Raw genomic sequence first — 19,150 nt, 5'->3', positions numbered from 1 at the left:
TGCGCACTGCGCTACGGTCAGAGCCATGTCCTCTCTCGCCGGACGGATCGCCGCAGGTGCCGTGCTCGCCGCCACCGTCGGTGTTCTCGCCGGGTGCGCGCCGAGCATCGGGACCCTGATGAGGGACAGCCTCGCCGACTCCGTGGAAGATGCGCAGGACATGCTGTGGGAGTACCGCGACCAGATGATCGAGGATCCGGAAGCGACCGTCGCCGGATTCGACTTCATCGTTGATGCGCGAGGCGGGGCGGACACCGGCAGCCACCTCTACACCCTGCTGGCCGTCGAGGAGGCCGGGGACGGCGTGGCCCTGACGCTCGCGGTGGAAGGCGGGGCGGAGACCGGCGGAGGGCTCTGGTACCAGCAGTCGACCGCCGTCACGTGCGTCGACTTCGTCTTCCCTGAGGCTGCCGCCGAGATCCGCACGGAGGGCGCTGCCTGCGGTGACGCCGTTGATGCGGCCAGCTACGACGAGGTCGTCCCGTTCTCAGACCTTCAGGTGCGGGAGACGGTGACGGCGGCGGATCACCCGCCTCCGATCTGCCAGTGTCACAGCGGTGGCGATTGCGACTGCCCAGGAGGCTGAGCCCTCGCGCCCGCCGATGGGCGAACGCGCGGTCCCCGTAGAATCGAAGGGCTATGGCTACCCCTCACCCCCTCACCACGACCGTCAGTGGTGCCGACGTCCGCGTCCGCTTCTGCCCCTCGCCGACCGGATTGCCGCACGTCGGCATGGTCCGCACGGCTCTCTACAACTGGGCGTACGCCCGTCACAACGGCGGGAAGATGGTGTTCCGCATCGAGGACACCGATGCCGCCCGTGACAGCGAGGAGAGCTTCCGCCAGCTGGTGGACGCGCTCACCTGGCTCAAGATCGATTGGGATGAGGGTGTCGAGGTCGGTGGACCCCACGCGCCGTACCGGCAGTCGGAGCGCCACGACATCTACCGCGAGGTGATCGACAAGCTCATCGCCACGGGAGCCCTCTACGAGAGCTACTCCACTGCCGAGGAGATCGACGCGCGCAACGAGGCCGCCGGGCGCGCCAAGCAGCTCGGTTACGACAACTTCGACCGCGACCTCACCGACGAGCAGAAGGCGGCGTTCCGTGCGGAGGGTCGTCAGCCGGCGCTGCGCCTTCGGGTGCCGGACGAAGACGTCACGTATGTGGACCTCATCCGCGGCGAGGTGACCTTCCCCGCAGGATCGTTCCCCGACTTCGTGGTCGTGCGCCCGAACGGTGTGCCGCTGTACACGTTCGTGAATCCGGTCGACGACGCGCTCATGGGCATCACGCACGTGCTGCGTGGTGAAGACCTGATGCCGTCCACCGCCCGGCAGCTCTCGCTGTATGCGGCTCTCATCGATGCGGGTGTGACGACGTTCGTCCCGCGGTTCGCGCATATGCCGTTGGTGCTGGGGGAGACCGGCAACAAGAAGCTCTCCAAGCGCGACCCGCAGGCGGATCTGTTCCTGCACCGCGACCGCGGCTTCATCCCCGAGGGACTGCTGAACTACCTCGCCCTGCTCGGCTGGTCGATCGGACATGACCGCGACGTGTTCTCGCTCGACGAGTTCACCGCCGCGTTCGACATCGTCGACGTGAACCCGAACCCGGCGCGCTTCGACCAGAAGAAGGCCGAGTCGATCAACGGCGACCACATCCGGATGCTCGGCGAGAAAGACTTCGCCGAGCGGACGATCCCGTACCTCGCCGCAGCCGGACTCTTCGACGAGCCGACGCACGAACAGCTGGTGACGGCATTCCGCGTCGCGCCTCTCGTGCAGGAGCGGGTGCAGCTGCTCGGCGAGGTGCCCGGCATGGTGGGCTTCCTGTTCACCGATGAGGTCTCGTACGCGGAGGACGCCCTCAAGGGCCTTCCGGCAAATGCTGCCGAGGTGCTCGACGCGTGCGTCGTGGCTCTCGAGCCCCTCGACGACTTCACCCCGGAGAAGATCCAGGAGGCCCTCGCCGCGGAGCTCGTCGAGAGGCTCGAGCTCAAGCCGCGCATCGCCTACGGTCCGCCCCGTGTCGCCATCACCGGCCGCCGGGTCTCGCCGCCGCTGTTCGAATCGATGGAGCTGCTGGGCAAGGAGGAGTCGCTGCGTCGGCTCCGCTCGCTCTCGGTGTTCCTGGCCGGCTGAGTCGCGACGCGCCCGGGCGGCGGTCCTCGGTCCACCGGTTTTGGTGTTCCGCCGCCGCTCAGGTAGGCTTGACTCTCGGTGCGAGGCCCTGGTTTCGCCCTTGGGGTATGGTGTAATTGGCAACACGACGGTTTCTGGTTCCGTTATTCTTGGTTCGAGTCCAGGTACCCCAGCAAGATGAAAACCCCCGCTCAGGCGGGGGTTTCTTCGTTTCCGAGACCATCGCGTCGCGTCGAGGGACGACGAGGGCGCCGACTATTCTGGAAGGTGTGACAGGCACTCGAGTGGAAGCGGCATTCTCCCGCGCCGTCACCGCCTTCAGCACTCCGACTCTCGACCTGCTGCACGGCCGTTTCGCCCCCTTCGTCGTGGCGTCGCTGTCTCTTCTGTTCACGGCGGACCGGGTCTCCATCCCGATCGCCGACGCCCAGGCCGAGCTCGCGGAGATCCTCGATGAACTCAGGGATGCGAGCGACGATGACGACGATCGCCGGGTCCCTTCGGGGACCGGCCGCGATGTCGCGAGGAACTGGGTCCGCCTGGGCTGGTTGGTGCAGCAGATCGACGAGGACGTCGAGGTGTATCGACTCTCCGCGCACGCTGTCGAGGCTCTGGAGATCGCGGGGCGCACGGGCGGCGGGCGCACGCGCGTATCCAACTCCCGAGTGCGCACGCTCCTCGAGGCCGTGGAGCATCTGGCCGACAGCGCCGAGGCAGACCCCGTTCGTCGACTCGCCCGCCTCCGGGAGGAGCGCGCCGCACTCGATGCCGAGATCGATCGGATCGAGGAGTCGGGCAGAGCCGATCCACTCGATGATGAAGAGCTCTTCGAGGAAGCGGAGAACGTGCTGCATCTGGCGCGCGAGCTTCCCGCCGACTTCACCCGGGTCGCCGAATCCCTCAAACTCATGCAGCGCGACGTCGTCGCCCATCTGCGCCGTGATGAGCGGCCGACGGGTGAGGTGCTGCGCGAGTACCTGCAGCGTGCGCAGGATGTTATGAACTCGACGCCGGAAGGACGCGCCTTCGCCGGCGCTCTCAAGCTGATCGGCGATCCGGAGCGCATCGATGCCCTCACCGACCAACTGCACGGTCTGCTCCGACAGCCGTTCGCCCGGATGCTCGACAGCACGCAGCGGGCCGAGCTCGACGCGATCGGACGCCGCGTGGAGCTCGGGGTCGAGGAGGTGCTGGCTGCGCAACGTCGAGCCTCGCACGTCATCACCGGCCAGGTGAAGACACACGATCCGCTGCGGGACCGTCAGATCGACGACCTGCTGCGTGACGTCATCGCCGCGCTGCACGTGTGGGACGGGACGGGGGCGAGCGACGCACCGGTGCGCAGTCTTCCGCTCGCCGACCTGGGGCACCTCAGGCAGACCGTGAGCAGCATCCGTCCACCCGCGGTCCCCGCCCCTCTGGCCGACGCCGGGGACGTCGAGTTCGCCGACGTCGACTCCCGCGCGTGGGGTGGTCCGAGGTATGCGGAGCTCGAGCAGTACGTCGCGGGGCTCGGACCCGAGTTCGATCTCGCCGCCGCATTCGCCGAGAGCGACGACGACACCCGGCGCCCTGTCGACCTTGTCGGACTGCTCGAGATCGCCCACCGCAACGGCATGACCGAGAGCGAGACGGTGTCGGTGGTCGAAGCTCTGCGCCCCGACGGCTCGACGCGACGCTTCGCGTTCGGTGCCGTCACGGCGCGCAACACGAAGGAAGACGCACATGCCTGAAGAGAGCCCCGCGCCGGAAGCAGCGGTCGATGACCCGTTCATCGCTCCCGTCCCCATGGAAGAAGACATCGAGGAGCATTTCGCCGGCGACCGCGGCACCCTCGATCCGGAGATCCGCCGTCTGCTCGCCCACATCCTTCAGCGGCGCTTCATCGCCGCGGAGCGCAACCGCAAGGAGTGGACGCTGCTGCTCGATCATCAGCACGTGATCGAGTCGCGTCTGAACGACCTGTACCTCCGACTTGTCGTCGACCACGGTCGCGGTTTCGCCTACAAGCAGCAGCTGCGCTCCGATGAGATCGATATGCCGGTGCTGCTGAAGGACTCCCCGTACACACGTGCGGAGACGCTCGTGCTCGTGCATCTGCGCACCGTCTACCAGCGGGAGTCCGCGGCCGGCGAGTCGTCGGTGCGCATCGACATCGAGGATCTCGAGCAGACCGTGCTGAGCTACTTCACTGATGTCGATGGCGGAACGGCACGGCAGCAGAAGGCGATCAGGAACGCGATGGACAGACTGGATCGCGAGGGGATCGTGCAGGAGGAGACCAGCGGGCGCTATCGGATCACTGCGCTCGTCGAGGTCGTCCTCAGCGCCGAGACCCTGAAGGAACTCCGCGACTGGCTGCGGTCGCAGGAAGCGGTGCAACGATGACGATGGTCGACACGCTCTTCGGGCTCATCCCCGCCGGCTCGCGGGGACAGCAGTGGATCGCGGACGAGCTGCAGCTGATCAACTGGGGTGGATACGACGGGGGCCCGCACCGGGTGCGCTTCTCGCCGAACGCCACGCTGCTGTGCGGCGGCTCCGGCTCCGGCAAGTCGACGCTGATGGACGCGTACATCGCCCTGATGATGCCTCACACGACGCCGTTCAACGGTGCGTCGAACGGCGGAGTGACCGGCCGACCGCGCGGCGAGGAGCAGCGGAACATCCTCTCGTACGGGCGAGGGAAGATCGACGAATCCCGCACGGAGGACGGCACCAAGCTGCGAGTCCTCCGCGGCGACGGCGAAGACACGTGGAGTGCCATCGCGACGACCTGGCTCGACCACGACGGGTCGCGGTTCACCGCCGTGCGGGCCTGGTACATCCCGGCGGATGCCCGCGTGCTGGAGGACACGACCCGGGTTCGAGCGACCGTGAACGGGGCGTTCGACCTGGCACAGTTGGAGAAGGCCGCGACGCAGCGGCTCTCCGATGCGTCGGTGCGGGCAGCGGGACTGGAGACGCTGGCGACGGACCGGGAGTTCTCTGCCCGGCTGCAGGCGGTGCTCGGGATCGGGGCGGCCGGGTCCGGGGCGAAGGCGATCAGCCTGCTGGCCAGGATCCAAGCGGGGCAGCAGATCACCACGGTCGACGATCTGTACAAGAAGCTCGTGCTGGAAGAGCCGGAGACGATGGCCACAGCGGATGCCGTCGTGGCGCACTTCGATGAGTTGGAGAGCACGCGCACCCGGATGCTGACGGCGAAGCAGCAGGTCAGCGCACTCGAACCCATCCGCGGAATCAAGGAGCGCATCGCGGCTTCAGCCGAACGGGTGCGGATCATCGACGAAGTCGGAGTCTTCACCGATCCGTCGTCCCTCGCCGCGCTCTGGAACGCTCAGCGCCGCCTGGATCTGCTGCGCGAGGTCGAGGTCGAGCTGGGTGACCGCTCCCGCGCCCTCAGCCTCGCCGTGCGGGAGAAGCGCGCCCTCGTCGACGCCGCCGATGCCGAGCGGGAGGGTCTGCTCGATGTCCTGCGGCAGTCCGGCGGTGACCGCCTCGAGACAGCGCAACGGGAGCTCCGCGTCGCCGAACGTCGCCTGGACGACGTGCGGCGGGAACGCGCGAAGTTCGACGCCATCGTGCGGGATCTCGGTGCGGAAGTGGAGAACGCCGACCAGTTCGAGGCCCTCGTGGCCGACAGTCGGGGTTCATCGCCGAGATCGGGGATCCGGGACGCGCGCGCGGCCTTCGCCGATGCCGAGACCGCCCGCAGGACGACCGAGCTCGAGATCTCACGACTGCGTCAGGAGCGCGAGCGCACCGGTCTGGTGCGCGGCAGCATTCCCTCCCACCTCGACGAGTCCCGCGCCATGCTCGCGGAGGCGGCTGGTCTCGACCCTTCGGAGCTTCCCTTCGTGGGAGAGCTCATCGAGGTGCGGACGGAGTTCGAGCCGTGGCGCGAGGCCTTCAACCTCGCCCTCGGCGGCTTCGCCAGGACGCTCCTCGTCGACGCGGAGAAGCTGTCGTCCTTCCGGGCGGCGATCAACTCCACGCGCACCCCGGAGCGCCTGAACTACGAGGGCGTCCCCACCGGACTCCTCGAGGTGCGCAACGCCGATCCGCAGACCCTCCCCGGGAGGCTCGACTACCTGCCGACCCCCTTCACCGGGTGGCTCCAGCAGCGGCTGCAGGACCGGTTCGGATACGTGTGCGTCGACTCATCGTCCCAGTTGGACGCCCATCAGAAGGCGCTCACCATCAACGGCCAGGTGTCGCAGGGCAGCAGGGGAGCCCACGGCGGTCAGGGACGCGCCAACGTGCTCGGCTTCACCAACGACCGTCGGCTTCGCGAGATCGATGACCAGCTGCGGCTGCTGACCGTGCGTCACGACGGCTACGCATCGACGGCGCAGGACGCCGAAGCCGCCCTCGACCGCATCGAGGCACGATCGACCGCATTCGCGAAGATCGAGGACCTCACGTGGGAGCAGATCGATGTCGATGCGGTCGAGGCCGAACGGGAACGTTGGCTCGCCGTCGAAGCGGAGGTCACGACAGCCAGCCCCGAGATCGCGCAGCTCAAGCGTCAGGCGGAGGATCTGCGGTCCCGCGCGAGCACGCTCCGGGACGAGGAGGCGCGCCTCAGCAACGAACTCGCCCAGACCCAGGAGCACTGGGGACAGGTCACCGACGACGTCGACGCCTGTCAGAGAGTGATCGATTCCGCGGCAGCCACGGACCTCTCGCTCGGCGAGACACATGCGTCGTTCCTGGACGGCCGGTTCCTGCACGCCGAGAGCGGGGCGAGCGTAACCGCGTCGGAGCGGCTCACACACCTGGACACCGCGCTCAGGACCGCCGCTCAGCGCCTGCACGAGGACCGTCGTGAGGCCGCGGAGGCCCACGAGCAGCAGCGCGAGAGCATGCGGCGACTGATGACGGGGTTCCTCGAGCGCTGGGACAACCTCACGATCCTGCCGGACCCCGACGAGTCCGTCGGCGAGTTCGAGAGCATTCTGGAGGCGTTGCAGACCAACGGGCTCCACGAGCTGGAGACCGAGTGGCGTGACAGTCTGCTCAAGCTCTCGGGGAACGACCTGACGAGCCTCGACTCGACTCTCAGCCGGTCGCTCCGCGAGATCAAGGATCGCATCGACCCGATCAACCGCATCATGGAGGAGCTGCCGTTCTACGACGACGACCATCGTCTTCAGATCACCCCGCGCGAGAATCAGAGCGAGGCACGCAAGCGGTTCCGCCGCGAGCTCCGCGAGGTGCGGGGACTGATCGACGCTGCCGAGACCGACGCCGAGCGCGAAGCCGTGTACCGCAAGATGAGCCGTCTGATCGGACGGATGCGCCGTACGGCTCCCGACTTCGCCGAGCTCATCGACGTGCGCAACCACGTGCGCGTGAGTGCCGAGCGGGTCACAGCGACGACGCGGGAGCATGTCGCGCTCTACGACCACATCGGCGAGAAGTCCGGAGGGGAGTCGCAGGAGCTCGTCGCGTTCATCGTGGGAGCAGCGCTGCGTTACCAGCTCGGAGATGCGGGCGCTGCCCGGCCGCGCTACGCCCCCGTCTTCATGGACGAAGCGCTCATCAAGGCGGATGCCCACTTCACGAAGCGCGCGATCGGCGCATGGCGTGGACTCGGCTTCCAGCTCGTGATCGGCGCGCCGAACGACAAGTACAGTGCGATCGAGCCGCACGTCGACGTCGAGTACGACATCCTCAAGGACACCCGCGGGCGCTCCTGGGCGAAGGCGAAGGTGGGTCTGCCGGACGCGGCGATCTGAGCGCGGCGGTGCGGGGCAGGAGGGTCCGCCTGCCTACTCGCACTCGCCGAGGAAGCCGAGGTAGCACACGGCTTCGTGGGTGACAGCCGCCTCGTAGTCGTTGTTGGACACCTGCCGCGTCGCGATCTCCGGGGTGCGCGTGAGGTGCCCGAAGTCGCCGAGCGAGGCCACGACCGATCCCTCCGAGTCCTCGGCGCGCATACGGTCGATCTCGGCACGATGCTGTCCGCAGAGGGTAGCCGCGGCGGGGACCAGCTCGACCCCGGCGCAGGCTCCGGCGTACTGGGCCTCCATCGCGTTGATGCAGTCGGTCCAGTCCTGATCGACGGCGCACGGGCTCACACCGTCGTCGGCCACGAGGTAGAGGCCGGTCTCGTACTCCTCGCTGTGGAAGGTCTCGGGCTTCTCCGGCGAATCCACCTTCGTCCAGTGCCGGGCGGTGGTGAGGGCGACGACCACGACGATGAGGGCGATGAGCAGGAGTGCGCCGATCACCGACAGCGTCACCCAGAGCCCGACCCGGCTCTTCTTCTCCGGCCCGACGCCTGGCGTGACATGCGGTCCCGCGGCAGGCGGAGTGCCGCCATAGGCCGGGGGAGCGGCAGCGAAGGCGGCGGCGTGCACCAAGTCGTGGGTGCCGAGCGGCGCGGCCTGCGCTGTCACGGCCAGCCAGTACTCGTACCAGCTCAGGGTCGCCTGCGCGTCGGCGGCCACCTGCTGCGCCTCCGCATCCGTGAGGGGGAGGCCAAGGCCCGGCCGGGCACCGGGGTCCTGCAGCGAGGTGCGGAATTCGTCGAGAGACAGCGCCATGCTGGCGATGATGGCAGAAACCACGCTCGGCGGACAATCCGCTCGTGGATCGCGATGTCCCCGGCATCCGGAAGAATGTCGAGGTGATCGGTATGAGGAGCTTCTGGAACGCCCTGCCAACGGAGGGGCGCTGGCTGCTGTCGACGGTCGCGATCCAGACACTCGGACGCGGCATGACGCTCCCGTTCACGATCATCTACTTCCACGAGGTCCGTGGGTTCGACCTCGGGGTCTCCGGCGCTCTCATGAGCCTCATCGCGATCACCGGACTCGTGGTGACGGGCCCGGGAGGAACACTGATCGATCGGTTCGGTGCACGCCGGGTGCTGATCGTCGGGCTGCTGTCGATGATCGTGGGGTGCGCGCTTCTGGCATTCGCCACGCACCCTGTCGTCGCCGCGATCGCCGTCATGCTGATCGGCGTGAACTTCGGTGTGTCGTGGCCGGGCTTCAACGCGCTGATCGCGTCGGTGGTGGAGGGCGAGGTGCGCCAGCAGTACTTCGGCGTCAACTTCGCTCTCGTCAACCTCGGCATCGGGGTCGGCGGAGTGATCGGAGGCTTCTTCGTCGACGTCAGCGACCCCGCGACGTTCACCACGATCTTCCTCGTCGACGCCGCGAGCAGCCTCGTTCCCCTCGCCCTGCTCCTGGGCCCGCTCCGACGTGTGCGCACTCAGCATGAGGCCGAAGAAGACGCACCGCCTGCCGGTGGATATCGCGAGATCCTGCGTCGCCCCGCCGTGCTCTGGCTGACGCTGCTCACGTTCCTCTCGGTGTTCATCGGCTACGGGCAGATGGAGGCGGGCTTCCCTGCCTTCGCCCGACAGGTGTCGGAGGTCTCGACGCAGGTGGTCGGCATCTCGTTCGCCGTCAACACCGCGGTGATCGTGCTGCTGCAGTTCGCCGTCCTCAGACTCATCTCCGGCAAGCGTCGTACGCGGGTGATGCAGGCGATGGCACTCATCTGGGCGCTGTCATGGGTGCTCCTCGGGGCGACCGGATTCCTGCCTGGCACCCTCGCCTCGGCGATCGGCGTGATCGCCTACATGGGTGTCTTCGCCTTCGGCGAGACGATGCTCCAGCCGACGGTTCCCGCGATCTACAACGATCTGGCTACCGATCGCACGCGCGGTCGGTACAACGCCATCAACTCGGCCGCGTTCCAGGGAGGGGCGATCCTCGGGCCGCTCGTCGCGGGTGTGATGCTCGGAGGAGGACTCGATGCCGGATTCATCGGCGTCATGATCGCGGGCAGTCTCGCCGTCGGAGTGCTGGCGATCGTCCTCGAGCGGGTCGTCTCCCCGACCGCCAACGGCGTCACCGGCATCCATCGAACGGACGAGGCGGACCGGCTCCCGACCCAATAGGCTCCGAGCATGGCTCTGGAGTCCCTCTTCCTCCGACTGGATCGGATCGCCGGTGGGCGGCAGGCCGGCATCGCCATCAGCGAGACCGACCGCACGCATCCCAAGACGGTGCGTGCGTTCACCTGGATCATCTGGCTCCTCATCGTCGAGCTCGTCATCGGCGTCGGGGCCGTCGTCGTCGCGCTGGTGCTCGCGGTCGACGGCGAGTCGGTCTCGTTCGCCGTCTGGATGCGCACGCTCGTGGTGCTCGCGATGACGGCGACGCTGTTCTACTTCGCCTGGCGGGCACAGCGTGGCTGGCGGTGGGCGTATCAGCGCCTTCGTCTGTTCGCGCAGATCTTCCCCGTCATCACGCTCGTCATGGCGGCGATCCCCGGGCTCTACCCGCTCTGGATGGTGTCGGAGCAGATCGTCTTCAGCCTGATCATGATCGGCATCGCCGACTTCCTCACCAGTGACCACATGCGCAGCGCCTTCGCGGCGCCGCGCGCGGAAGCCGGGAGCGAATAGCACGGGGGCAGGGTACGGCGCCACTCCCTTCCACGGATCCGTGCCACGGGGCATCCTCGAGCGCAGGCAGTCGAGGAAGGGCTCACGATGGCGAAACTCATCCGGGTTGCCCCGGGGCAGGATCCGGGGTTCCGGCGCGTGCGATCGGGATCGGGGTTCCGGTACGTCGATCCGGCAGGGAACACGGCGCCCGAGGCCGATCGCGAGCGGATCAACGACCTCGTCATCCCACCCGCATGGCGGGATGTGTGGATCGCCGCGGACCCGCTCGCTCACATTCAGGCGGTGGGGGTGGACGGCGCCGACCGCAAGCAGTACCTGTACCACCCCCTGTGGCGGGTGAGCCGAGATCGCAAGAAGTTCGTGCGCGCCCTCGATCTGGCCGCCGCGCTGCCGCGCGCGAGAGCGCAGGTGACCCGGGCGTTGGCCCAGGAGGGGCAGACGAAGGAGCGCGCCCTCGCCATCGCCTTCCGCCTTCTCGACGACGCAGCCCTCCGTATCGGGTCGGAGCGTTACCTGGTGCGACACGGCAGCCGCGGTCTCACGACACTGCGACGACGAGATGTGCGTGTGGCGGGGAGTGATGTCGCATTGTCGTTCCCCGCCAAGAGCGGCCGCACGGCGTCGATCGAGATCACGGATGAAGCCCTGGCCGATGCCCTGACCGACTTCGCCGCGGGCAAGTCGGGCGCTTTCCTGCTCGCGTACCGCCGAGGCCGGCGTCGCGTGCGTCTCACGCCCGCAGAGGTCAACGCCTATCTCCGGGAGGTCACGGGGGAGTCCTTCACGGCGAAGGACTTCCGCACGCTGCACGGCACGATCATCGCCGCGGACGCCCTCGCCCGGATCGGCGAGCTCGACAGCCGGAACCACCGGAGTCAGGCAGAGCGCCTTGCCGTGCAGGCGGCGGCGACGGCGCTCGGCAACACGACCGCGGTGGCACGAGCGAGCTACATCGATCCTCGGGTCTTCAGCCAATACGGACGCGGACGGACGCTCGACCTCTCCGTGACGCCTGAGACCGCCATCAGGAGACTCCTCGGTGGTCCGGAGATCTCGAGGAAGGTCACCCGGCGATCCGGAGCCAGACGACGGCGATGAGCATCGGCACGAGGGGCGTGGCCACGGCTGCGATCACGGGCCACCACCGGGTACGCGTGTCGACGTGGCGTGCGCGACCGGCGAGCGTGTCGCCGTCACGCCGGTAGGTCCCCGGATCGAGAGGCGTCGCGGCCTCGTCGCGGTACAGCAGGGTTCGTCGCCCGACGCGATCGTGAAGCGCCGCGATCACGGTGAGGAAGCGCCGCAGTTCCTCCCCATCGGTCAGATCGACGGCGGGGAAGTAGACATGCAACGTGCTGTCCACGATCTCCAGGTCGAGGTCGGCGCTCTCGTCGACGAGGATCGCCATGAGGTCGGGGGTGAGCACATAGAGCGCGTCCGTCTCGTATCCCGGCGGCACTGATACGTCGAACACGTCGCTGAAGTCCCCCTCGAGCCGGATGCGGGTTCGGCCGGTCGGACGCCGAGGGAGCACGCTGAGCGCCCCGCCACCGCGCCGCGACCGGAGCATGATCCTCGGAGCCTCGGACGGCAGCGGGATGCGGACAGCGCGCACGGTGTGCATCGTCGCGCCCTCTCCATCGCCGACCACGAAGGTGCGTTCGACGCTGTCGAAGGGGACGGCGCTGTGTCGGGCGTCCAGGTGGTCCTGCGCGGTGCGGTCGCCGCGATCGACCTGCTCGTCGATGGAGCCGCCCCACGGGTGGTCGCCGATGTCAGCGCGATACCGCCAGCCCAAAGCCGCGGCGATCTCGGCGAGGGCGGTGCGCCGTCGACGATGCCGACTGATGGACATCGTCGACCACGCGACGAGTGCGGCGCCGAGCAGCATCGTCGCGACCTGGGCGTACACGAGCGTCGTCCCGGACAGCGCGAATCCGACCGGCAGGAGATAGAAGGCCAGGGCTCCGGCGATGACGAGCGTGGCGACCGACGACGCGACCAGTGTCAGGCTGCCCCATCCGCGAGCCGTCGCGAGTGGGGCGGCCCGACCGGCCGAGAAGGGTGCCACGTCAGGGCTTGTACACGATGGCGATGTTCAGCTGTCCGCCCTCGCGCGCCCAGGCGAGCCACCGGGGCTCGCCCGGACCGGTGAGCCGCTGGATCGGCACGACGTGGATGCCCTGATCGAGGCGGCTGAGCTCGCGGAACTCGGGCTTCTTGGAGATCCAGATGGTGCCGCCGCCGTCCCACGGCTCCAGGCAGGTGTACACGTATCCGTGTGCACGCAGATTGACGCGGTCGACGAGCGCCTCGGCCTGCTGCTTCAGCTCGTCGAGGACCTCGGTCGGGATGGCCCCTTCGAGCGTGAAGGCGGCGACGTCGTAGACGTTCCCCTCGCCGAAGTCCCTTGTGGCGAGCAGCGCCAGCTCGGTGACGCCCTTGTCGGCGGTGCGGGTCCACAGGGCATGCGAGTTCTTGGCGCGCTTGTTCATCAGGAACCCGCCGAAATTCAGCTTCTGGTACGAGAAGTCGTCGAGCTTGGCCGCGATCTCTGCACGTGTCGTCATGGGGATTCTCTCCTCTTCCGGGAGGTCGGGTGGCCTCTCCGTCGAGAGAGCCTAGGTGTGCGCTGGGCGGGCCCGTCGGAGTCCGAACGAGCCCGAACGCACGGCGCCGACCCCGCCGACCGCGTGTCCTAGGCTCGACTCATGCCCGTGCCCCGCACCCTCGACGAGCTCTGCCTGGGCCTCGGGCGGATGCGTGTGGACGCGGGCTCGCCGTCGTATGCCGAGATCGCCCGTCGGATCGGCGGGGTGCGTCACGGTGCCGAACCGCCGAAGGTGACCGTCTACGACTGCTTCCGTCCGGGACGGCGACGCGTGGACCATCGTCTGGTGGGCGATATCGTCCGCGTGCTCGGGGGCGACGACGAGGAGGCTGCGCGGTGGCGGGAGACCGCGCGGCTTCTCAACGGTGCGCGATCGGGGGTGCACGTCGAGGTGGCACTCGGAATCCGGGATCCCGCGGGCGCGGAGATCGGACGCGAAGAGCTGCTGACCGCTCTTCCCGATGCCGACGTGCTGGTTCTCACCGGTCTGCCGGGGGCGGGGAAGACCACTCTCGCCTCGGCGCTGGCCGGCCGTTCGCCGGTGCTCACCGTGCAGTTGCGCGAATCCGACACCGAACGCCCTCCGGCGGATCCGATCGACGTCCTGCGGCGGATGCTGGGGGCTCTCGGAGTCCGCTCCCTCCCCTACGAGCTGCCGCGTCTTCGTGAGCAGCTGCGGATCAGCGCGCGCGAGTTGACGGTCGTCATCGAGGACGCGGGTGACCCGGTGCGGTTGGCTGCGCTGCTGGTTCCCGGTGTGCGGTTCATCGTGACGGCGCGCGTCGACCTCGGGGGCCTCGAGGAGCGTCTGTCCCCGACGGCTCTGCGCGTGGAGAGGGTCGTCGTCCCGCCGATGTCGCACGCAGAAGCCGAGCGCCTGCTCGATCACCTCCTCTCCCTCGACGGGGCTTCCTCGACCGTGATCAGAGGGAGCAATGAGCGTGCGGCGGCGTTGCGGCGCATCGTCACCGTGGCGGGTGGCCTGCCGCTCGATCTGGTGATGCTCGCCGGGATCATCCGTGAACACCAGGGGTGGTCGTTCGCGGACCTGGCATCGCGGTTCGAGCATGAGCCACGCGACGTGCGCATCCGACCTGTTCTGGAGGCGGCGACACGATCCCTGCCGAGGGGCGAAGCCGATCTCCTCGCGAACGCCGCGCTGCTCGACCGAGAGGTGGAGGAAGGTGTGCTCATCGCAGCCGGAGGCCCCGCCGCCGCACGCGATCTGCACCGTCTGCATGCCCGGCACCTCGTGGAGCTGCGCCAGGGACGGGTGCGGATGCACGACACGGTGTTCTCCTTCGCCGCAGAGCGGTCGCGCTCCCTCCGCCCGTCATCCGTCCGCAGGGACTTCGTCCGCGACTCCGCGTCCGCCGTGCTGGTCCGGATGGAAGAGGATCCCGACTTCGCCGCGCGTGAGGTGGGGACGGTGCTCGCGGTGGCGTCGGCGGCTCGCGAGCACGGTCTCGATTCCGAAGTGGAACGGCTGGCGATCACATCGCACCCGGTGCTGTCCCGCTGGTCGCTCTGGAGCGAATCGCTGCAGCTGCACGATCTGGCAGCCCGCGGAGACGGCCTCGACCTGGTGCCCGACATCGCTCTCGGCGTGGCGCACTGCGCGGAGAAGCTCGGGCGGCTGGACGAAGCGCTCATCATCCTGCACCGCGTGCGTCGTATCGCTTCGGGCGCGGCTCTCGCCCGCACCTGGAACCAGATCGGCAACGTGCAGCGCTGGATGAGTCACCTCGAGCAGGCGCTGGTCTCCTATGAACGGGCGATCGCACACGCGCGCGACGCGGGGGACAGGGTCGTCGAAGGGCGGGCAACCGGCAACCATGCGGACACCCTTCGCATCCTCGCCCGCTACCCGGAGGCGCTGCAGGGCTACACCGCTGCGCTGAGCATGGCGAAGGCGGAGGGGGACGAGCTGAACGTGGCTGTCGTGCGCGGCAATCGCCCGCTCCTGTTCCTCGCGATCGGACACCTCGATGCTGCGGACGAGGAACTGCAGGAGTTGATGGACGAATCGAACGGTGAACCGCTGCCGTTCGTCCGCCGGACGCGTGCGCTCATCGCGGAAGCACGGGGTGACGACCTGCGGGCCCGTGCACTGTGCGCCGACGCGATGGGCGCCCTGCAGTCCGCAGGAGAGTTCGCGACATCGGCCGATCTCGAACTCCTCGGCGCCCGGATCGACGGGCGGAACGGCCAGTCCGACCGCGCGCGGACGACGGCGCAGCGGATCCTCCGGGAGTCGGAGCGCGCGGGGTCGCCCTTGATCGCCACCGAGGCTGCGAATTCGCTCGCCGAGATCCTGGTCCTCGCTGCGGCGAGCGACTCCGCGTCCCCGCATCTCCTCGCCGAGGCCGAGCGGCACGCAGAAGAGGCGCGGAGCGTCGCGGAGGCGACCGGAGATCGCGCCGAAGTCGCACGCAGCGACGCGATCCTGTCGCGCATCGCGTTCGCACGTCACGACGACGACGCAGCAGCGGCCCGGTCGCACGCGTCCGCACAGGTGTACTCGGCGATCGGACACCGGCTCCGACCGACGTGAGCGTGAGGACGATCCGTCGGGCATCCGGGTGACAGGATGGATGCATGGACACAGCCAACCTCACCCGCGAGGAGACGGCCGCGCGATCCGCCGCCGTCACCGTGCATCGCATCCGCGTCGAGCTCGACCTGACCGGTGCGCCGGAGCGCGCCCGTACCGGGTTCCCGACGGTGACGACCCTCGAGTTCGATGCGACGGGGGAGAGCACTTGGCTCGACTTCATCGGCGAAGAGGTCCGGAGTGTCTCGGTGAACGGCGTCGATCAGGAGGTCGTCTACGACGGCGCGCGCATCTCGCTCTCCGGTCTCGCGGCCGCCAACGTCGTGCGGGTCGAGGCGGTCGCGGCGTACAGCCGATCCGGTGAGGGACTGCACCGTTTCCATGACCCTGTGGACGACGAGACCTATCTCTACACGCAGTACGAGCCGGCGGACGCGCGCAGGGTGATGGCATGCTTCGAGCAGCCGGACATGAAGGCCGAGTACACGTTCGTCGTGGACGCCCCCACCGGGTGGCAGGTGCTCTCGAATCAGTCGCCTGCGCACACCGACCTGGGTGTCGGCGTGCAGCGTGTGGAGTTCGCCCCGACTCTGCCGATCTCGAGCTACATCACAGCGGTCGCTGCCGGTCCGTACTCGCGCGTCGACGGCGAGTGGCGGCGCGATGAGCTGCACATCGCCCTCGGCGTGCTCGTCCGGCGTTCGCTCGCCTCGCACCTCGACGCGGACGAGATCCTCGAGGTCACCCGGCAAGGGCTGGACTTCTTCACGGAGGCGTTCGCCTACCCGTACCCGTGGGGTAAGTACGACCAGATCTTCGTGCCGGAGTACAACCTGGGCGCGATGGAGAATCCGGGTCTCGTGACCTTCACGGAGGCGTATCTCTCCCGCGGGGCGGCCACGGATGCACAGCGCGCTGCGCGGGCGAACACGATCCTGCACGAGATGGCGCACATGTGGTTCGGAGACCTGGTCACCATGACCTGGTGGGACGACCTCTGGCTGAAGGAGTCGTTCGCCGACTACATGGGCGCGCACGCGTCGGCGGTGGCGACGCGCTACCAGGACGCCTGGGTGACGTTCGCCGCGCGACGGAAGGCCTGGGCCTATCAGCAGGATCAGCTGCCCACGACCCACCCGATCGTCGCGGACATCACCGATCTCGAGGCGGCGAAGCTGAACTTCGACGGGATCACCTACGCCAAGGGTGCGGCTGTTCTGAAGCAGCTCGTGGCATTCGTCGGCGATGACGCGTTCTTCGAGGGCGCCCGCCGGTACTTCGCCGCCAACGCGTTCGGCAACACGACGCTGAACGACTTCCTGGTGCAGCTGAGCGCGGTCTCGGGCCGCGACATGAGCGACTGGTCGGCGGCATGGCTGCAGACCTCCGGAGTGTCGACGCTGTCGACGGAGACGGACGAGGAGGGACGCTCCGTCCTGGTGCAGACGGACCCGAGGCCCCACCGGCTCCGCATCGGCATGTACGAACGTCTCGACGGTCGTGTGCTCCGTCGCGAGCAGCAGGAGCTCGACGTGATCGGTGAGCGCACCGCGATCGAGCTGCCCGACGCCGATCTGGTGCTGCTCAACGACGACGACCTCACCTATGTGAAGGCGCGTCTGGACGCACGCTCCCTCCGCACGGTCGAGGAGTCCCTGTCCGCGATCGATGATCCGCTGGCACGTGCCCTCGTGTGGTCCTCGCTGTGGAACGCGACCCGCGACGGCGAGCTCGAAGCGCTGCGCTACCTCCGAATCGTGCGCAGCCATGCGGCGGACGAGTCCAACATCGGGCTGTTGACGGGCGTGCTGCCGAACGCGATCTACACGATCCGTCACTTCGTGCCGGACGCGAGTCGCGACGAGGAGCAGCGCCGCTGGACCGACACGGTGTGGAGCGCACTGGAGACCGCCGATGCCGGCAGCGACGCGCAGCTCTCCTGGGCCCGAGCGTTCGCGACCGCGTCCGCTTTCGACGATCGTCGTCACGAAGAGGTGCGCGCGCTGCTGGAGGGGAATGTCCCGGAGGGGCTCGTGATCGACCCCGACCTGCGCTGGCAGCTCCTCACCGCGCTCGTGACCGTGGGGCAGGCTGATGACGAAGACGTGACGGCGGAGCAGGAGCGGGACGACACCGGCGACGGACGCACGGCTGCACGGCGCGCCCGTGCCTCACGGCCCGACGCGGATGTGCGGCGCGACGCATGGGACTCCGCGTGGAACGACCTCTCGCTCAGCAATGATCATCTCGACGCGGTGATCGGCGGCTTCCGTGCGGGGGGACGCCGTGATCTCATCTCCGAGTTCGACGACGAGTATTTCGTGCGGATCGGCCGAGCCTGGTCAGAGCGCAGCATCGAGATCGCGCGGCGCCTGGTCATCGGGCTCTTCCCCGCGTCGGAGTCGGTGGAGCCGGTGGATGCGTGGCTGGCCGCGAATCCGGCAGCGCCTGCCGCCCTCCGGCGGCTCGTGATGGAGCAGCGGGACCATCTCGCGCGCGATCTCCGTGTGCGTGCAGCTTCGGTCAGCTGATCAGTTCGGCGGCCGTCTGCTGACCGAGCGCGCGCAGATCCGCGCGATCATCGCTCGAGTGGCAGAGGATCGCGGCCATGGCCGCAGCCCAGGCTCGTGCCCTGACCCAGGTCGCGTCGTCGTACCTTCCGCCGGAGGCTCGGCGGAAGACATGTCGACCTTCGGCGTCGAAGGCGAGCCACCCTGCTGCGAGGTCGTAGGCGGGGTCACCGGAGGTCACGTCGCCGAAGTCGATCACGGCGGACAGCCTGTCGCCGTCGATCAGGATGTTCCCGGGATGCAGGTCGCCGTGGATCCAGACCGGCTCCGTGGCGGGCTCGGCCTCGAGTCCCGCTGACCAGAGTTCTCCGAGAGGCGTGGCGATCGCTGCGGTCAGTTCGGCGAGTCGATCTCTGATGCTCTGGTCGCGTGCCACCAGCGGGACGCCGCGCACAGGGTTCACGGGTGCGTCGGCGGGCGCTTCGCGGTGGAGCAGGAGGAGGGCTGTCGCGAGTTGGGAGGCCCACGAGGTGTTGTCGCGGCGGGGGAGCCCGAGCGCCTGCCTCCCCGGCAGCCAGGGCACGATCGACCAGGGCCAGGGGAACTCCGGCGTCGGGGCGCCTGCGAACACCGGTAGAGGCGTGTGGATGTTCACCGCTGCGAGATGCATCGCGAAGAGGGGGAGTGCGTGCTGCTCGTGACGGATGAGCGGCGCTGCCCTGAGCCGGCGGGGCATGCGCACGGCGAGGTCCGATCCGAGACGCCAGGTGACGTTGTCCCAGCCCTCCGCGAAGCGCGTCAGCGGGAGGTCGCCGAGCTCGGGAGCCACCGTCCGAACGAGCCGTCTTACGCCGTGCTCGTCCAGGGTGAGCTCCGCGGCGGGGGAGTCGACCATG

Annotated in this window: 14 protein-coding genes and 1 tRNA gene; 11 read left to right on the top strand and 4 right to left on the bottom strand. The window is 68.6% G+C overall.

Annotated features, from left to right (window positions below; translation table 11 throughout):
- The first annotated feature begins 25 nt into the window (after positions 1-25).
- From MOX01_RS11915 to MOX01_RS11890, 6 genes are all read left to right on the top strand, one after another.
- Positions 26-586 carry a hypothetical protein gene (locus tag MOX01_RS11915; RefSeq protein WP_141369870.1) on the top strand — a complete coding sequence of 187 codons (561 nt, stop codon included), beginning with the start codon at positions 26-28 and terminating at the stop codon, positions 584-586.
- 53 nt (positions 587-639) lie between these two features.
- On the top strand, positions 640-2,145 hold the full coding sequence (gene gltX / locus MOX01_RS11910) for a glutamate--tRNA ligase (RefSeq protein WP_046748420.1): 1,506 nt from the start codon (positions 640-642) through the stop codon (positions 2,143-2,145).
- 101 nt (positions 2,146-2,246) lie between these two features.
- Positions 2,247-2,318, top strand: a tRNA-Gln gene (locus MOX01_RS11905).
- Between the two features lie 96 nt (positions 2,319-2,414).
- Positions 2,415-3,878 (top strand): DUF3375 domain-containing protein, encoded by a 1,464-nt coding sequence (locus tag MOX01_RS11900; RefSeq protein WP_141369868.1) that lies wholly within the window; start codon positions 2,415-2,417, stop codon positions 3,876-3,878.
- Complete coding sequence (locus tag MOX01_RS11895) at positions 3,871-4,533, top strand: DUF4194 domain-containing protein (protein WP_046748422.1); 663 nt, start codon at positions 3,871-3,873, stop codon at positions 4,531-4,533. The genes MOX01_RS11900 and MOX01_RS11895 overlap by 8 nt, the downstream gene beginning before the upstream one ends.
- Positions 4,530-7,889 carry an ATP-binding protein gene (locus MOX01_RS11890; protein WP_141369866.1) on the top strand — a complete coding sequence of 1,120 codons (3,360 nt, stop codon included), beginning with the start codon at positions 4,530-4,532 and terminating at the stop codon, positions 7,887-7,889. The genes MOX01_RS11895 and MOX01_RS11890 overlap by 4 nt, the downstream gene beginning before the upstream one ends.
- A 33-nt stretch (positions 7,890-7,922) precedes the next feature.
- Here the strand turns inward: MOX01_RS11890 and MOX01_RS11885 are convergent, their stop codons facing one another.
- On the bottom strand, positions 7,923-8,699 hold the full coding sequence (locus MOX01_RS11885; RefSeq protein ID WP_141369864.1) for a hypothetical protein: 777 nt from the start codon (positions 8,697-8,699) through the stop codon (positions 7,923-7,925).
- Between the two features lie 44 nt (positions 8,700-8,743).
- Here MOX01_RS11885 and MOX01_RS11880 point away from each other — a divergent pair, with 44 nt between their 5' ends.
- From MOX01_RS11880 to MOX01_RS11870, 3 genes are all read left to right on the top strand, one after another.
- Positions 8,744-10,066, top strand: coding sequence for an MFS transporter (locus MOX01_RS11880; RefSeq protein ID WP_230977880.1), 1,323 nt, complete (start codon positions 8,744-8,746; stop codon positions 10,064-10,066).
- A gap of 9 nt (positions 10,067-10,075) precedes the next feature.
- Entirely contained in the window at positions 10,076-10,576 is a 501-nt protein-coding gene (locus MOX01_RS11875; RefSeq protein ID WP_061017614.1) for a hypothetical protein, read from the top strand.
- Positions 10,577-10,663: 87 nt separating this feature from the next.
- A complete protein-coding gene (locus MOX01_RS11870; protein ID WP_141369862.1) occupies positions 10,664-11,677 on the top strand; it encodes a DNA topoisomerase IB in 1,014 nt (337 codons plus the stop codon).
- Here the strand turns inward: MOX01_RS11870 and MOX01_RS11865 are convergent.
- Positions 11,643-12,650 carry a DUF3137 domain-containing protein gene (locus MOX01_RS11865; protein ID WP_230977881.1) on the bottom strand — a complete coding sequence of 336 codons (1,008 nt, stop codon included), beginning with the start codon at positions 12,648-12,650 and terminating at the stop codon, positions 11,643-11,645. The two genes, MOX01_RS11870 and MOX01_RS11865, sit on opposite strands and share 35 nt — an antisense overlap.
- Position 12,651: 1 nt before the next feature.
- Positions 12,652-13,149 (bottom strand): hypothetical protein, encoded by a 498-nt coding sequence (locus MOX01_RS11860; protein WP_058630576.1) that lies wholly within the window; start codon positions 13,147-13,149, stop codon positions 12,652-12,654.
- A gap of 141 nt (positions 13,150-13,290) precedes the next feature.
- Here MOX01_RS11860 and MOX01_RS11855 point away from each other — a divergent pair, with 141 nt between their 5' ends.
- Positions 13,291-15,744, top strand: coding sequence for a hypothetical protein (locus MOX01_RS11855; RefSeq protein ID WP_141369860.1), 2,454 nt, complete (start codon positions 13,291-13,293; stop codon positions 15,742-15,744).
- Between the two features lie 44 nt (positions 15,745-15,788).
- Entirely contained in the window at positions 15,789-18,275 is a 2,487-nt protein-coding gene (gene pepN / locus MOX01_RS11850) for an aminopeptidase N (RefSeq protein ID WP_141369858.1), read from the top strand.
- Here pepN and MOX01_RS11845 read toward each other — a convergent pair.
- Complete coding sequence (locus MOX01_RS11845) at positions 18,268-19,149, bottom strand: aminoglycoside phosphotransferase family protein (RefSeq protein ID WP_141369856.1); 882 nt, start codon at positions 19,147-19,149, stop codon at positions 18,268-18,270. The two genes, pepN and MOX01_RS11845, sit on opposite strands and share 8 nt — an antisense overlap.
- Position 19,150 lies beyond the last annotated feature (1 nt).

The sequence above is a fragment of the Microbacterium oxydans genome, from assembly GCF_006540085.1.
Lineage (GTDB): Bacteria > Actinomycetota > Actinomycetes > Actinomycetales > Microbacteriaceae > Microbacterium > Microbacterium oxydans.
The sequence above is the reverse complement of the archived record's forward strand: the minus strand, read 5'-3'. Positions and strand labels throughout refer to the sequence as shown.

Bases quoted from the DNA above. Each gene is read 5' to 3' on its own strand.
- MOX01_RS11915 (WP_141369870.1), top strand. From the start codon at position 26: ATGTCCTCTCTCGCCGGACGGATCGCCGCAGGTGCCGTGCTCGCCGCC.
- gltX (WP_046748420.1), top strand. From the start codon at position 640: ATGGCTACCCCTCACCCCCTCACCACGACCGTCAGTGGTGCCGACGTC.
- MOX01_RS11895 (WP_046748422.1), top strand. From the start codon at position 3,871: ATGCCTGAAGAGAGCCCCGCGCCGGAAGCAGCGGTCGATGACCCGTTC.
- MOX01_RS11890 (WP_141369866.1), top strand. From the start codon at position 4,530: ATGACGATGGTCGACACGCTCTTCGGGCTCATCCCCGCCGGCTCGCGG.
- MOX01_RS11885 (WP_141369864.1), bottom strand. From the start codon at position 8,699: ATGGCGCTGTCTCTCGACGAATTCCGCACCTCGCTGCAGGACCCCGGT.
- MOX01_RS11875 (WP_061017614.1), top strand. From the start codon at position 10,076: ATGGCTCTGGAGTCCCTCTTCCTCCGACTGGATCGGATCGCCGGTGGG.
- MOX01_RS11870 (WP_141369862.1), top strand. From the start codon at position 10,664: ATGGCGAAACTCATCCGGGTTGCCCCGGGGCAGGATCCGGGGTTCCGG.
- MOX01_RS11860 (WP_058630576.1), bottom strand. From the start codon at position 13,149: ATGACGACACGTGCAGAGATCGCGGCCAAGCTCGACGACTTCTCGTAC.
- MOX01_RS11855 (WP_141369860.1), top strand. From the start codon at position 13,291: ATGCCCGTGCCCCGCACCCTCGACGAGCTCTGCCTGGGCCTCGGGCGG.
- pepN (WP_141369858.1), top strand. From the start codon at position 15,789: ATGGACACAGCCAACCTCACCCGCGAGGAGACGGCCGCGCGATCCGCC.
- MOX01_RS11845 (WP_141369856.1), bottom strand. From the start codon at position 19,149: ATGGTCGACTCCCCCGCCGCGGAGCTCACCCTGGACGAGCACGGCGTA.